This is a genomic window from Asticcacaulis sp. (genome assembly GCF_051954415.1).
In the GTDB taxonomy this organism is placed as follows: Bacteria; Pseudomonadota; Alphaproteobacteria; order Caulobacterales; family Caulobacteraceae; genus Asticcacaulis.
On sequence record NZ_JBQCHT010000047.1, the window covers coordinates 219,654 to 234,964 of the forward strand.

The window sequence follows — 15,311 nt, forward strand, 5'->3', positions numbered from 1 at the left end:
GGCCCCGAAACCTGCCAATATCTATAGTGAGACGCCCGCCCAAGGTAAAGCCGGCACTGAAAATATTGTCCATCGTCATACCTTGAGCACAGATCAACATATTGTGGATGAATGGCGCCCACGCCACCAGATTTATTGATGCCTGTTGAAATTAACGCTACATCTGGGGATAAGGCAACATAAACCAAGGATAAAGGCATGTCGTATCTGTCTCCTGCCCTGAGCGCACTCGCCACCTTGCCCGAACTGGAGTTGCGTGAGATCGAGCGCGCGAACGGATTCGCCGAGGTTTTGTGCCCGCGCGACCTGACCACCGTTCAGGCGGAAGCCTGGATGGACTGGGCTGATTCGTTGGCGCGAGACCTGCCGGCTGGTGCCGCCGAGTTGTCGATAAATCCCGAAGAAGACGCGTTCGAGGGCGCCATGGCCGGTTACGCCCATCGTCTTGCGCAATGGGGACTGCGGCTCGGATACTTCCCCGATGCACAGACGGCGGCTGAGTTCGCCGATATGCTGGGAATAACGCTTCTGGCCGGTCTGGCGGCGCCCGCTATCGGGCTTAAGTCCGGACATCGCCTCCACCCGACGGCCGGCGACCGTCTGCCGGAAGCCACGGAAATGGCCCCGCTCTATCTCGATGACTATGCCGGTCGCAGCGCCATAAATCAACTTCTGATAGACGCCCGCGCCCACTCCCTGGCTGCTGTCACGCAGACGCGTCTGGCTCAGGCCCTGGATGAGATTACCAGCGCCATCGACCGGTCCGAAGGCGAGCAGCGCGCCAGTCTAAAACACAATCCGGCGCTTGCCCGCGCCGCTGCCAGGGCGCGGCGCTTCGGGGCTTCGGATGCCCTGATCGCCCGGCAAATTCAGCTCAGCCAGGGAATGTTGCCCGCCGAATGGTCGCGCGCGCCGGCGACTGCCCCGGTATCTTATCGTCTGCGGGCGGTGATCGGCGAACGCGACCTTCTCGCTGCCGGTGATCCGTCGGCGGTTCTGGCGGCCGAAACGGCACTGGAAACCGACGCCCTGCATGTGGTTTTTGCCCCGCAGGATGCTGAAGCTATTGAGGCGCAAAATTTTGCCGCCCGGGCGGCGATCAATGTTGAACGTTTCATTTCAGACGAAGGCGCATTCGCGGTAGACGCTTTTATCGACGCCGTTACGCTCTGGACGCAGGCGCTCGATATCGAAGCCGCCATCGGCTTCTCGGAAACGCTGGATGACGGTCTGCGGCGAGCAGCCACGCGCCCGCTGGCCCTGACCCTGGCGGGTCTCGGTGAAGCCATTATGAGCCGTGGGCTCAGTCTCGGCGAACCCGCCGGCGCCGATTTCGCCACCCACATCTTTGCCCTGTTCGAAGCGGCCGCGGTTCACGCTTCTGCCTCCCTGGCCGCGCATCTGGCCCCTTATGGCAATTTCGCCATCGACAAGGCGGAGCAGACCGATCGCCTCAACCAGCGCCTCTACCGGATCACCGCCCTGAAAGGCCATGCCGAGATAAAATCCGCGGCGCTGGATCTCACCCAGACGGCACTCAAACTGACAAAGAAAACCGGCCTGCGCAACGCCCAGGTGACCGCCCTGTTCGATGATGCCGAACTGGCCTTGCGTATGGGCGCCGGACTGGGCGACAGGGGAGTCAGCGAGCTTCTGACGGTCATGGAAACCGAGGACGGTGTTTTTGTGCCGACAATCAAGTCTTGCGTTATCAGTGGTTTGAGCGCTATTTCTCATAATTGGGGCGATGTACGCCCAATCCTGCTCGGCAGCCGCAGCCTGATCGACGCACCGCATATCAATGTGGCTGCGCTGAAATCGAAGGGTCTGAGCGAGTTCGAGATCAACCGTCTCGAAGCGGCGCTTCTCACGGCATCATCTCTGGCTGAGGTTTTTTCCGTCCGCCATATCGATGCCGCCTTCATCCAGGACATCTGGGGCCTGAGTGAAAGCGATCTCTCAGATCCGGCTTTCAACCTGCTGTCTGTCATGGGTTTTTCAGAAACCGAAATTCAGGAAACAGATGTCCATATCTTCGGCCACAAGGATCCGGAATCGCTTCGCCTGATTTCGGATCAGGCTTATCAGTTACTGAGCCCCCCCGGCCGCAAGGCGCAAATTCACCTCCGCCAATCCATTGAAAGCCTGATCGACACGCCCGCAACAACGCCGTTCCGCCTGACCTGGGATCAGGGCGTGGTTGACGTGATGAAAATCTATTCCCTGGCCGCCAGTTCCGGCCTGCGCGCTGTTTCCGTTCATCGGGCTGATGCGCCATCTGACTTCAAGCTCGACATTCCTGACATCGAGGATTCCCCGAAGCGCCCGGCGCTTGAGCCCATTATCGAAAAGGCGGCGCCACGGGTCATCGAAAAGATCGTCGAACGCGAACGGTCCCGCACCAAGCTGCCGGATCGCCGCAAAGGCTATATCCAGAAGGCCGGCGTTGGCGGCCATAAGGTGTATATCCATACCGGCGAATATGAAGACGGCTCGATCGGTGAGATCTTCATCGACATGCACAAGGAAGGCGCTGCCTTCCGTTCGCTGATGAACAATTTCGCCATCGCCATCTCGATCGGCCTGCAATATGGCGTGCCTCTGGAAGAATTCGTCGACGCCTATGTCTTTACGCGCTTTGAACCGGCCGGTCCGGTCACCGGCAATGACCGGGTCAAGTCGGCGACCTCTATCCTCGACTATATTTTCCGGGAGCTGGCGATCTCCTATCTCGACCGCGACGATCTCTCCAATGCCGATCCGGCTGAACTGAACGCCGATGGTCTGGGCCAGGGTTATTTCCATGGCGACGCCCTGCCCGAAACAGACGACGTGCCGAGCAACGCCATGCCGGCTTCACAACTGATCTCGAAAGGCTTTGCACGCGGCACGGCGACCGACAATCTGGTGGTCGTACCATTTGGCAATCGCAAAAAACAGGATGCGGTTAACCCGGCGTTTGAAAAGGATGATGTAGAGGAACGGTAACGGAGGGTATCAACTGGCCCTTCCCTTGCTGGTCTTCCGGCAGTCAGCGCCAAATCAGCGCTAAATCAGCGAAGGTGTCCTTTTATGAAACGTATTGTCCTGGCTTTGCTGGCCGCTTCCCTCATCAGCGCCCCCGCCATGGCGCAGAATGCTGCCCAGGTTTCCAGCGCGCAAAATGGCGCCAACTGCCCGCGCTGCAATCTCTTTCAGGCCGATTTCAATAACCGCACTCTGAAGAACAGGAATTTCGCCGGTGCGCGCCTGCGTCAGTCGGATATGGGGCTTGGCATCTTCAACGGCACGAACTTCGCCGGGGCCGACCTGCGCGATATCAACGGTTCGGCCGCTCTGTTTGGCCGCGTCAATTTCGCCGGCGCCAACCTGACCAATGCCAATTTTGTCGGCGCCTACCTCGAACACGCCAATTTCAAGGGCGCGATCCTGAGCGGCGTCAATTTTTCCGGTGCGGAAATGGGCTCGGCGATCGGCCTGACGCAGCGCCAGCTTGACCAGACCTGCGGCGACGAGGCGACGGAACTGCCACGCGGCCTGCGTATTCCGGTATGTGTGGTCCACTAAACTTATGGGTCTGGGGCTGCGGCCCCAGGTCCTCGCTTTCCAAAGAAAAACCCGGTCCTTTGAGACCGGGTTTTTTTTGGAATAAGGTAAGATTTGTGCCCCCGAGCCTACTGAACCACGGGCCAACCCCCGGCATCAAATCCAAGCGTATTGATACCCAGTTTCGGTGCGCCGTTGGAATTGCTGTCATAGTAGTGATAGACCAGCTTTACCTGACTGCCGGAAACAAACACACTCTGTCCGCCGGGACCGCGAATATTGTTGTGCGCGCTGAGCAGGATGGTGCCGCCACCGTCCTTCAGATCCAGACCGCCGCGATCGAGATATGGCCCCGTCGGGCTGGTGGCCCGGCCAACAATGATGCTATAGGGGCTATCAGCCTTGCAGCAGACATTGATTGAGGCAAAATAGTAGTAATACTGCGTGCCGCCCAAGATCCACGGGAAGATGAACGGCCCCTCCTCGCCCGCATCCCGTTTGGCAATGCTGAACATGTCCGTCCCCTGGCGCAGGCCCGTTGTCGGATCGAGCGGAATGACATGCGTGCCGTCTTCCCACGAGCCGAACACCATCCACCACTTGCCACTCGCATCGATAAACGGTGCCGGATCGATGGCGTTGAAGGTCGTGGTGCAGCCGGCCGTCTTTCCGCAAGACTCGATAATCTGGCCCGCATCGGTCCAGGGGCCATCGGGATTGGTACTGGTCGCCAAGGCGGTTACCGCCTGCGCGCCATTATTGGTCGTGGAATTGGATGGCGTCTGATAGATCGGGATCGAATAATACTGATAATATTGACCATTGGCGTACATCACCGTCGGCGCCCACAGATCGGTCCGGCCGCTGCCGCCCGTGGTGTTCTTGCTGGCCCACCAACTGAAATCCGTATTGAAAATACCGGCCGGGATCTTGCTGAAGGCCGACAAATCCATTGAACTGGCCAGGGTGTTATGCGTGCCGTAAAGCCAAGCCTTGCCGGTCGGGTCAATCAGGATATCCGGATCATGGACATCGACACCCGTACCGGAAACCGCGGCAGGCATGGGATAGGCGGCACTATTTGTCGGACTTAAAATCCATTCCTGGGAACTGCCTGATGTGGCCCGCGCCGCTTGCGTGACCGCGGTGCCATCCGCCTGAAGATACAAACCGCTGTTCAGATTGCGGATCAGGTAGTTGCCGTTCTTTAGCTTGTAAAACGACCACAGGTGATCACTGGTGCCATTGTCCGCCCATTGCACGACGGTCGCACCAGCATCCTTGGACGCATTCGCAACACCGGCCACCTGGTGGGTCAGCAGGTTTTCGAGATTGTACTGATTGGTTACAAAAGGAATTGCGTGCCACAGCAACTCCTCTCCCGTGCCATCAACAGCCAGGGAAATTGAGGCTCCAGCGGTCTGGCTCGCGCCGGAAATGGTCAGGAACTGCCCGCTGGCTGCATTCTTTATCTTGAGCTGGTGGTCGAAGTCGACCGCTGACAATGTACCGCTTTCAGGTCCGGCGGAAGAGCTTGAAGACGATGATCCGCCGCCGCTACTACTGCCGCCCCCGCCACCACAGGCACTCAGCCCCGTCATAACGATCAGCAAACACAAGGCAGCGGCCATGGATATGGACGCAGGCACGGTACGGCGCATGATATGTCTCCCTGTCGACAGGCGTTATAGCCGCCCTTAAATGTCTGACATTTAAATATCTCAATTGTCGGACATTTGTCAACAGGCAACAAAAAAGCCCGCCTCCTCAGAGACGGGCTTTATGTGGTTAAGCGCGATATCAGGACACCTTGATCGGCATTTGCGTGCGGATATGCAGTTCCTTCAACTGCTTGTCGAGCACATCAGACGGTGCGCTCATCATGACGTCCTGCCCCTGCTGGTTCAGCGGGAAGGCGATGACTTCGCGGATCGCCGTCTGTCCAGCCAGCAGCATGACGATACGGTCGATGCCCGGCGCCAGGCCACCGTGCGGCGGTGCGCCGTACTTGAACGCGTTTAGCATGCCACCGAACTGGCTTTCAACAAACGCTTCGTCATAGCCGGCAATATCGAACGCCTTCAGCATGATGTCCTGCCTGTGGTTCCGGATCGCGCCGGAGCACAGTTCGTAGCCATTGCAGACGATGTCGTATTGATAGGCCAGGATATCGAGCGGATCCTTGGTTTGCAGGGCTTCCATCTCGCCCTGCGGCATCGAGAACGGATTGTGCGAGAAATCGACCTTCTTTTCGTCTTCGTTGTATTCGAACATCGGGAAATCCACGATCCAGCAGAACTTGAACTGGTCTTCATCGATCAGGTTCAGATCGGTGCCGACCTTGGTGCGTGCGTTACCTGCGAACTTATAGAAAACCTTCGGATCGCCGGCCACGAAGAAGGCGGCATCACCCTGACCGAGACCAAGCTGCCCCATGACGGCATTGGTGCCTTCCTGCCCCAGGTTCTTGGCGATCGGGCCGCCCCAGCCGCCCTGGTCTTCGGACCAGAAGATATAGCCAAGACCCGGCTGGCCTTCACCCTGCGCCCAGGAATTCATGCGGTCGCAGAAAGCTCTGCTGCCGCCCTTCGGCGCCGGAATCCCCCAGACGGCATTGGCCGGGTTTTCCAGAATGCGGGCGAAAAGACCGAAACCACCGCCACGGAACTTGTCAGAGACGTCCTGCATCTCGATCGGATTACGCAGGTCCGGCTTGTCCGAGCCGTATTTGGCGATCGATTCCCGATACGGAATACGCACGAATGGATAGGGCGAGACGCGCTTGCCTTCGCCGAACTCGGTGAACAGGCCGTGCATCAGGGGTTCGATGGCGGCGAAGACGTCTTCCTGCGTAACGAAACTCATCTCAACGTCGAGCTGGTAGAATTCCAGCGAACGATCGGCGCGCAGGTCTTCGTCACGGAAGCATGGCGCGATCTGGAAATAGCGGTCGAAACCGGACACCATCAACAGTTGCTTAAACTGTTGCGGCGCCTGCGGCAGGGCGTAGAACTTGCCGGCATGGAGGCGCGACGGCACCAGAAAATCGCGCGCGCCTTCCGGCGACGAGGCCGTCAGGATCGGGGTCTGATACTCAAGGAAGCCCTGGTCTACCATACGCTGACGGATGGAATGGATCACCTTCGAGCGCAGGACGATGTTCTTGTGCAGGGTTTCGCGGCGCAGATCGAGGAAGCGGTTCTTCAGGCGGATTTCTTCCGGATATTCTGGCTCGCCGAAGACCGGCAGCGGCAGTTCGGCGGCTTCCGAAAGCACTTCAACATCACCAACATAGACTTCGACTTCGCCGGTCGGCAGGTTCGGATTGATCGTCGCGGCGTCGCGCGCCACTACCTTGCCGTCGATACGGATCACGCTCTCGGCGCGCAGGCGTTCCACCTTGGCGAAGCCGGGCGAAGATGGATCGAAAACAAGCTGGGTCAGGCCGTAGTGGTCACGAAGGTCGATGAACAGCAGACCGCCGTGGTCGCGCTTGCGGTGAATCCAGCCCGACAGGCGGGTCTGTGTGCCGGCGTCGGAAGCGCGCAGGGCGCCACAGGTATGGGAGCGATAGATATGCATGTGAAAGCCGATGACATAAGGAATTTCGTTGCGCCGTAGGGCACATGATGCGCCAGTAAAGTCAAGCTTTTTGCCACATTTGTCCGGCGCGCCGGGCTGATTTTACTCACAATTCGTCATGGATCGTCCCCGGAATATCTGTCAGGCGGTCATTGTCATAGACGGCCGGCAATTCTACATTAGCCATATGCCCCTGCAACTGCCCCTCGATCTGGAATCCGGCGACCGCTACAGTCGCGACCAATTCATCGTCACCACGGAACTGGCGGCGACCATGGGACTTCTGCTGCATCCGGATCAATGGCTGAGCCCGCACCTGATCCTTTTGGGACCGCCCGGCAGCGGCAAGACCCATCTGGGGCATATTTTCGCGGCGCAGACCGGCGGCCTGTTCCTGACCGCCGCTGAAACGTATGATCTCGACCTCTCCGCCCTACAACCGCTGCCCTATGTGGTCGATGACGCCGAGAAGGCGTCGGAAGAGGCCCTGTTTCACCTTTTCAATCACGTTCAGAAGTCTGGACAACAGTTTGTTCTGCTGACAGAAAATCAACCTATCGCTTGGAACGTAGAGCTTCCGGATCTCGCCAGCCGCCTGAACGCCATGCGGATCATCACCCTGCCCGAACCGGATGAGGACCTGCTGGTCGCCATCCTCAACAAGCTGTTCGCCCAGCGGGCCATTTCGCCTTCGCCCGATTTTATCGACTACATCGTCAGGCGAATGGACCGCTCGGTCAGCGCCGCGCAAAAAATTGTCACAGAACTGGAACATTATGCCAATGGACGTGCGTTCAATCGCGCCCTGGCCAAGTCCTTTTTCGATCACGAAGCGGATATGTTTGGCGATGAGCCTGTAACGCCGTTCGATAATTTGCGATAATCAGCCAGGTCCGGCAGTTTCTTTAGGTTTTTACGCTAAATTGCCGGCAAGGACTGATTCCATTGATGAAGCGACCGATATGACCGATTCGAACCTGGCCCTGGATATGACCTCTGCTCCCGCCCTGACGGAGAGTGGGCCGGTTGCGACTGCCACGGCGCCGGCACCATTCGATTTCAGCGGTGACGCGCCGCTCGATCCATCCCTCTACATCAATCGGGAACTGAGCTGGCTGGCTTTCAACCAGCGCGTCATTGAAGAAGCCAAAAACCCGCGCCATCCCCTGCTGGAACGCCTGCGCTTTCTGTCGATTTCCGCCAACAACCTGGACGAATTTTACATGGTGCGCGTCGCCGGTCTTCAGGGCCAGGTGCGCGAGGGCGTGCGTGTGCTGTCGGTAGACGGCCATACGCCGCAGGAACAACTGGAAATGGTGAACCGCGCCGCCGGCGAACTGATGAGCAAGCAGCAGACCATATGGTCCAGCATTCGCAACCAGCTTCAGGAAAACGGCCTCAACCTGCTTTCGGCAAAGGACGTCAACAAGACGGATACCGCCTGGCTGGAAAAGGTTTACGAAAATCAGCTTTTCCCGGTGCTGACGCCCCTGGCCATCGATCCGGCGCACCCCTTCCCGTTCATCCCCAATCTCGGCTTCTCGATCGTCCTCAAGCTCCTGCGCCGCAAGGACAACAAGACCATGTATGCCCTGGTCCCGATCCCGACCGGCGTGAAGCGCTTCTGGGAGGTTGAATCCGCCGTGCGCAAGCCCGGCGATACCGGCCCGGTCCGCCGCAAGTTCATCTCGCTGGAAAACTTTGTCTCGCTGTTCCTGCATCAGCTTTTCCCCGGTTTTGATATCGTCTCGCGTGGCCTTTTCCGCATCCTGCGTGATTCCGACATTGAAATGGAAGAAGAAGCCGAAGACCTGGTCCGCGAGTTCGAGGCACTCATCAAACAGCGCCGCCTCGGCTCCGTTGTGCGTGTCGAAATCGATTCGACCATGCCGGATGACCTGCGCAGCTTTATCATCGGCCACCTCCATGCCGCGCCGGAAGATATTGTCAATATCACTGGTATACTTGGCATGGCCGAGGTGTCGCAGCTCATTCCGCGCGACCGCAATGACCTGAAATTCAAGCCATTCGAACCGCGCTTCCCGGAGCGTATCCGTGACAATGGCGGCGATGTCTTCGGCGCCATCCGTGAAAAGGACATTCTCGTCCATCACCCGTTTGAATCGTTTGACGCCGTGGTGCAGTTCCTGCGCCAGGCCGCGCGCGATCCGAATGTCATCGCTATCAAGCAGACCCTTTACCGCACTTCGAAGGACAGCCCCATTGTGGCGGCGCTGATCGAGGCGGCTGAACAGGGCAAGAACGTCACCGCCCTCGTCGAGATCAAGGCGCGATTTGACGAAGAAGCCAATCTGCGCTGGGCGCGCGCCATGGAACGCGCCGGCGTCCACGTCGTCTACGGTTTTGTCGAGTACAAGACCCATGCCAAACTGTCGGTGGTCGTCCGACGCGAAGGCGAAGCCTTGCGTACCTACTGCCACTTCGGCACCGGCAATTATCACCCGATCACCGCCAAGATTTACACCGATCTCAGCCTGTTCACCACCAATCCGGAACTGGGCCGCGACGCCATGCGCGTCTTCAATTTCATCACCGGCTATGCCCGGCCTGAAATGATGGAGAAGCTGTATTTCTCGCCTGTCACTTTAAAACCCGGCCTGATACATCTGATAGATCAGGAAATTCTCAATGCCCAGGCAGGAAAACCGGCGCAAATATGGGCAAAGCTCAATGCCCTGGTTGATCCGACCATCATCAAGAAGCTTTATCAGGCCAGCCAGGCCGGCGTTCAGATCGATCTCGTCATTCGCGGCATCTGCTGCCTGCGGCCCGGCGTACCCGGTGTTTCGGAAAATATCCGCGTCAAGTCGATTGTCGGCCGCTTCCTCGAACATGCCCGCATTGTCTGTTTCGCCAATGGCCATGCCCTGCCGTCTGATCAGGCGCGCGTCTTCATTTCCAGCGCAGACTGGATGAGCCGCAATCTCGACCGTCGCGTTGAAACCCTGATCCCGATCGAGAACCCAACGGTTCACCGCCAGGTGCTCGACCAGATCATGGTCGCCAATCTGAACGACGAAGCCCAGACCTGGTTCCTGCAAACGAACGGCACCTATAGCCGGCTCGATGCCAGCCACCTCGACAAGCCCTTCTCCGCCCACGACTATTTCATGACCAATCCGTCGCTCTCCGGCCGCGGCCGCGGCGTCAAGGATCTGCCGCAAGCCTTCGACCACGTCGGCGCGCGCAAATAGTCCACTCACAATGAAGTCAATCGCGCAAACGTTCAGGGGCTGGTAAAAGCCCCTCAAACGAGCTAGCGAAGTTTTGTCTCGGCGTACAATGCGGGAAACGGATATCTTGAATTACAATACCGCAGTCATCGATATCGGCTCGAATTCCGTTCGTCTGGTCATATACCGCGTTGAGGGCCGTTCTATCTGGCCTATCTTCAATGAGAAGGTTCTGGCGGGCCTTGGCCGTGAACTGAAAGTCACCGGCAGTCTGCACAAGGGCGGAATGCAGGAAAGCCTGGTCGCGCTGCGCCGTTTCAAGGCCATACTGGAATCCTATGACCTGAAAGATATCCATGTGGTCGCCACGGCCGCCATCCGTGAAGCCGTGGACGGTCCTGATTTTGTCGCCACCATCCTTGACACAACGGGCTTTCAAGTCCGGGTGCTCAGCGGCGCTGAAGAAGCACATTACTCCGCCATGGGCGTCAAGTGCGGCCATCTCGATGCCGAAGGTGTGGTCGGCGATCTCGGCGGCTCCAGCCTTGAACTGGTCAATCTCAGCAGCGAGAATGAACAGGGTCTGCGCGGCATCACGCTGCCGCTTGGCCCCTTTGCGCTTGGCGCCCCCAAGCCCGTGGAGCTTGAGGCTACTTACCGGGTCATTTGCGACCGACTGGAGCCTTTGCAAGGCCGTTTTTCCAACCAACAGTTCCATGCCGTGGGCGGCGCCTGGCGCAATCTGGCCCTTATCTGGATGCAAAAGCAGAATTATCCGCTGCAAGTCATTCAACAATTTGAGTTACCGGCGCGCGAAGCTCTGTCGATTGCCCGCCTGATCGCCAGCCAGTCGCCGTCATCGCTGGAAAAGCTGCCGGGCGTTTCGAAGCGGCGGCTGGAAAATATCGCTTATGCCGCCCTGGTCATGCAGGGGCTGATCGAGGTTCTGCACTTCGAGACCCTGTGCTTTTCCGCCTTCGGCCTGCGCGAAGGGCTGCTGTTCGAGGCGCTCGAAGCCCCCTTGAGGGTCGATGACCCGCTGATCGCCGGCTGTGCTTCGCTTGGCCATCGTCTCGGCATCAATGACGATCTCGGCCCGGCGCTGGCGCAGTGGGCGACCGAATTCTACGACAGTATCGACGAGGCAATTATCGAGCGCCCCGCCGTCCGGCTGATCCGCGCGGCGGCGAAACTGTCTGACATCGGCGCCCGGTTGCACCCGGATCACCGCGCCGACCTCGCCTGTGATCAGGTGCTGCGCGCGCCCATTCCCGGCCAGAACCATCAGGAACGCGTCTTCCTCGCCTGCACGATCTATACGCGCTACAGCGGCGATCCTTACAACAAGGAGCCGGTTCTGATCAGCCGGATTCTGGGCGAGGACATGCTCAGGCAGGCGACGCAACTGGGGCTTCTCCTGCGTCTCGGCTGCGATCTCTCCGCCAAATCCGCCCAGTTGCTGGGGCATGCCCACATTCGCAAGGACGAACGACACCTGACCTTAAGCGCCAAATCGGGATGGGAAGACCTTCTGCTGGGCGAACAGACGCGCCGGCGCGCCCGCGCCCTGGCCCAGTCGCTCAAGCTGAACCTCAATATTATTACCTATTAGGCTTGCCTGTTTCGCGTTTCGGGCGTTTTCTGTATGAACCATTTTACAGGAGGCGGCCATGAAACATGTCGCGGTTCCAGTACTCTGCGTATCCCTGCTGTCCCTAAACGCCGTCGCTGAGCCCCTGCCGCCGGATATCGCACAGGCTTATCAGGCGGCCGGCATGGTGATGAAAAACGGCCAGTGGACAGGATGCCCGGACGATGAGAACGGCCTCGCCACCATCGCGCCCGAAGACTACCGCGATATAAACGGCGACGGAAAGCCCGACCTCGTCATTACGGACAACGGCACCTATTGCTACGGTATGACCGGCCAGGGATTCAGCCTGCTGAGCAAGGCGTCAGGTAAATGGCAGGTTATCTACGCCAGCCAAGGCATACCGACCTTCCTGCCCACCAAAGTCAAAACACCCGGCGGCTGGCCGGACGTCATGATCGGCGGTCCGGGATTCTGTTTTCCCGTCATGCGCTGGAACGGCAAGACCTATGTGCTGAACCGCAAGGAGGCCGACAGCGGCGGAAGCTGCTAGTCCAGTTCAACCAATTCCACCTTGGTGCCATTCAGCACCAGGGCCAGTTCGCCTCGCTTGAGACGCAGGGCATCATCACCGAAGACGGTTCGGCGCCAGCCTTCCAATGCCGGCACCGGCGCCTTGTCATCCAGCGCGATCTTTTCGAGGTCAGCCACCGTGGCGATCAGCTTAGGCGCCACACCTTCCTCCTCGCAACGGATACGCAGCAGCACTTTCAGCAGTTCGACCACGGAGGCCGGCACCTGAACCGGCGGGGCCGATTTTTCCACCTTCGGGGCGAAGGCATCCGGGTTCTTCAGCACATTGCGGATGATTTCCGCCAGATCGAGGCCGAATTTCGAGGCGCCGAACCCTTTGGAGGTCGAACGCAGATGATCGAATGCCGCCGGATCGGTCGGCATCTGGGTGGCGATCTCGTCAATCCCTTCATCCTTCAAGATTCGGCCGCGCGGCATGTCGCGTTCCTGCGCCATGCGCTCCCGCCATGCCGCGACCTGCGAGAATACGGCCATATATTTGACCGAATGCTTGCGGGGTTTGAGCCGGCGCCAGGCATCATCCGGGCTGGTGGAATAGAGGCCGGGGGCGGTCAGCGCCTTCATTTCCTCGGACACCCAGTCGAGGCGTCCCTGACGTTCCAAACGGTCGCGCAGTTTGGGAAAGAGCTTCGCCAGATGGGTTACATCCCCCAGCGCATAATGCAGTTGCTGGTCTGATAACGGGCGGCGTGCCCAGTCGGTAAACCGCGATCCCTTGTCGATATCGATCTTCAGTTTTTGCCGCACGAGCGAATCATAAGCCACCTGGTCACCGAAACCGGCGGCCATGGCGGCGACCTGGGTATCAAAGACCGGCTTCGGCATAACGCCCAGATTGACGAAAATTTCCATGTCCTGACGGCAGGCGTGAAACACCTTCAGTATGCTTTCATCCGCCAGAACATCGAGAAAAGGCTTTAAATCCAGTCCGTTGGCCAAAGGATCGATAATGGCCGCATGGTCCTCGCTGGCTGCCTGGATCAGGCAAAGTTTCGGCCAGTAGGTCGTCTCGCGCATGAATTCGGTGTCGACCGTGATGAACGGGGCGGATTTTATCGCGTCACAAAAGGCGATCAGGTCATTGGTATTTGTAATTGGCGTCATTTTGTAGTTATAGCAAACCCGAATAGCCCCGATACAGGGCAAAGTGATCACAGGAATTTATTTATGTCCGAACCCGGCTCAAAATCTGGCTTAACCTATGCGGCGTCCGGAGTCGATATCGACGCGGGCGAAGCCCTGGTGGATGCCATCAAGCCGCTGGCCAAATCGACCCGTCGCCCCGGTGCGGAAGCCTCTCTCGGCGGCTTTGGCGCCCTGTTCGACCTGCGCGCCGCCGGTTATGACGATCCGCTGATCGTCACCACGACGGACGGCGTCGGCACCAAGCTCAAGATCGCCATCGAAACCCATCGCCATGATACGGTCGGCATCGACCTCGTCGCCATGTGCGTCAATGACCTGCTGGCCCAGGGCGCGGAACCGCTGATGTTCCTCGACTACTATGCCACCTCGAAGCTCGACGTCGATACCGCCAAGCGCGTCGTGGCCGGCATCGCCGAAGGCTGCAAGCGCGCCGGCTGTGCGCTGGTCGGTGGTGAAACTGCGGAAATGCCGGGCATGTATGGCAATGATGATTACGACCTGGCCGGTTTCTCGGTCGGGGCCGTCGATCGCCACAAGGTGCTGCCGCGCATGGATGATATGCGCGAAGGCGATGTCATCATCGGCCTGGCGTCCTCCGGTCCGCACTCCAACGGCTATTCGCTGATCCGCAAGGTGATCGAGGTGGCTGGACTCAACTGGGCTTCGGACGCGCCGTTCGCCAAGGGCATGTCCCTGGCCCAGGCCCTGCTGGAGCCGACCCGCATCTATATTAAGGCGGTCCTACCGCTGATGAAGTCCGGCCTGATCAAGGGTGGCGCTCATATCACCGGCGGCGGCCTGATTGAGAACCCGGATCGCGCCGTGCCGGACCACCTGACCGCCACCTTCGATTTCGACGGCTGGGAGTTCCCGCCCGTTTTCAAATGGCTGATGGAAACCGGCAATATCGACAGACATGAAATGCTGCGCACCTTCAACTGCGGCGTCGGTTTCGTGGTCTATGTCGCGCCGAAGGATGCCGATGCCGTTCTCGCGGCCCTGCTCAATGCCGGCGAGGATGCCTTTATCGTTGGTCAACTGGCAGCAAAGTAATGCGCAAGATTAAGGCGGCCATTTTTATCTCCGGTCGCGGCTCCAATATGATGGCGCTGGTCGAGGCGGCAAAAGCGCCGGATTTTCCGGCCGAGTTCGTGCTGGTTGTGTCCAATGACCCAAAGGCCAGCGGCCTGGAATGGGCGGCGGCGCATGGTCTCAAGACCTTCGCACTCGATCACAAGCCGTTCGGCAAGGATCGCGAGGCGCATGAGCGACTTATCAATGCCGAACTGCGCGGTAATGGCGTCGAATTCATCTGCCTGGCCGGCTATATGCGGGTGCTCACCCCCTGGCTGGTCCAGCAATGGGAAGGCAAGATGATCAATATCCACCCTGCCCTTTTGCCGGACTTCAAGGGCCTGCACACCCACGAACGCGTACTGGAAGCCGGTGTGATCGAACATGGCGCAACCGTTCACTGGGTGTCGAGCGGTGTCGATGAAGGCGAGATCATCGCGCAGGCGCGTGTCCCCGTTCTGGAAGGCGACACGGCCGACATGCTGGCAACGCGCGTCCTGGCCGAGGAACACCGGCTCTATGCCCAGGCAGTGCGCCAGGTTCTTGCGGAAAAGTTCCTTACGAAAATGTAATCCGGACGGTTA

The 15,311-nt window shown here is 58.9% G+C and carries 11 protein-coding genes; 8 read left to right on the forward strand and 3 right to left on the reverse strand.

The window, feature by feature from the left end:
• Positions 1-198 precede the first annotated feature (198 nt).
• Entirely contained in the window at positions 199-2,988 is a 2,790-nt protein-coding gene (locus ACTHND_RS18920; RefSeq protein ID WP_440179514.1) for a TSCPD domain-containing protein, read from the forward strand.
• A gap of 84 nt (positions 2,989-3,072) precedes the next feature.
• Positions 3,073-3,567, forward strand: coding sequence for a pentapeptide repeat-containing protein (locus ACTHND_RS18925; protein WP_440179515.1), 495 nt, complete (start codon positions 3,073-3,075; stop codon positions 3,565-3,567).
• Between the two features lie 107 nt (positions 3,568-3,674).
• On the opposite strand, the gene ACTHND_RS18930 is transcribed toward ACTHND_RS18925, so the two are convergent.
• Together ACTHND_RS18930 and aspS are read right to left on the reverse strand one after the other, a co-directional pair.
• Positions 3,675-5,207, reverse strand: coding sequence for a family 43 glycosylhydrolase (locus tag ACTHND_RS18930; protein WP_440179516.1), 1,533 nt, complete (start codon positions 5,205-5,207; stop codon positions 3,675-3,677).
• A gap of 139 nt (positions 5,208-5,346) precedes the next feature.
• Entirely contained in the window at positions 5,347-7,128 is a 1,782-nt protein-coding gene (aspS, locus tag ACTHND_RS18935) for an aspartate--tRNA ligase (RefSeq protein ID WP_440179517.1), read from the reverse strand.
• A gap of 118 nt (positions 7,129-7,246) precedes the next feature.
• Between aspS and ACTHND_RS18940 the strand changes: the two genes are divergently transcribed.
• The 4 genes from ACTHND_RS18940 to ACTHND_RS18955 all read left to right on the forward strand — a co-directional run bounded on the left by ACTHND_RS18940 (position 7,247) and on the right by ACTHND_RS18955 (position 12,466).
• A complete protein-coding gene (locus tag ACTHND_RS18940) occupies positions 7,247-8,011 on the forward strand; it encodes a chromosomal replication initiator DnaA (protein ID WP_440179518.1) in 765 nt (254 codons plus the stop codon).
• Between the two features lie 106 nt (positions 8,012-8,117).
• A complete protein-coding gene (locus tag ACTHND_RS18945) occupies positions 8,118-10,343 on the forward strand; it encodes an RNA degradosome polyphosphate kinase (protein WP_440179588.1) in 2,226 nt (741 codons plus the stop codon).
• A gap of 88 nt (positions 10,344-10,431) precedes the next feature.
• Complete coding sequence (locus ACTHND_RS18950) at positions 10,432-11,934, forward strand: Ppx/GppA phosphatase family protein (protein ID WP_440179589.1); 1,503 nt, start codon at positions 10,432-10,434, stop codon at positions 11,932-11,934.
• Positions 11,935-11,992: 58 nt separating this feature from the next.
• Positions 11,993-12,466: a hypothetical protein gene (locus tag ACTHND_RS18955; RefSeq protein ID WP_440179519.1), complete on the forward strand. Its 474-nt coding sequence runs from the start codon at positions 11,993-11,995 to the stop codon at positions 12,464-12,466.
• Here ACTHND_RS18955 and rnd read toward each other — a convergent pair.
• Complete coding sequence (gene rnd / locus ACTHND_RS18960) at positions 12,463-13,611, reverse strand: ribonuclease D (protein WP_440179520.1); 1,149 nt, start codon at positions 13,609-13,611, stop codon at positions 12,463-12,465. The genes ACTHND_RS18955 and rnd overlap by 4 nt on opposite strands.
• A gap of 63 nt (positions 13,612-13,674) precedes the next feature.
• Between rnd and purM the strand changes: the two genes are divergently transcribed.
• Entirely contained in the window at positions 13,675-14,706 is a 1,032-nt protein-coding gene (purM, locus tag ACTHND_RS18965) for a phosphoribosylformylglycinamidine cyclo-ligase (protein ID WP_440179521.1), read from the forward strand.
• Complete coding sequence (gene purN, locus ACTHND_RS18970; protein ID WP_440179522.1) at positions 14,706-15,299, forward strand: phosphoribosylglycinamide formyltransferase; 594 nt, start codon at positions 14,706-14,708, stop codon at positions 15,297-15,299. Before purM ends, purN begins: the two co-directional genes overlap by 1 nt.
• Positions 15,300-15,311 lie beyond the last annotated feature (12 nt).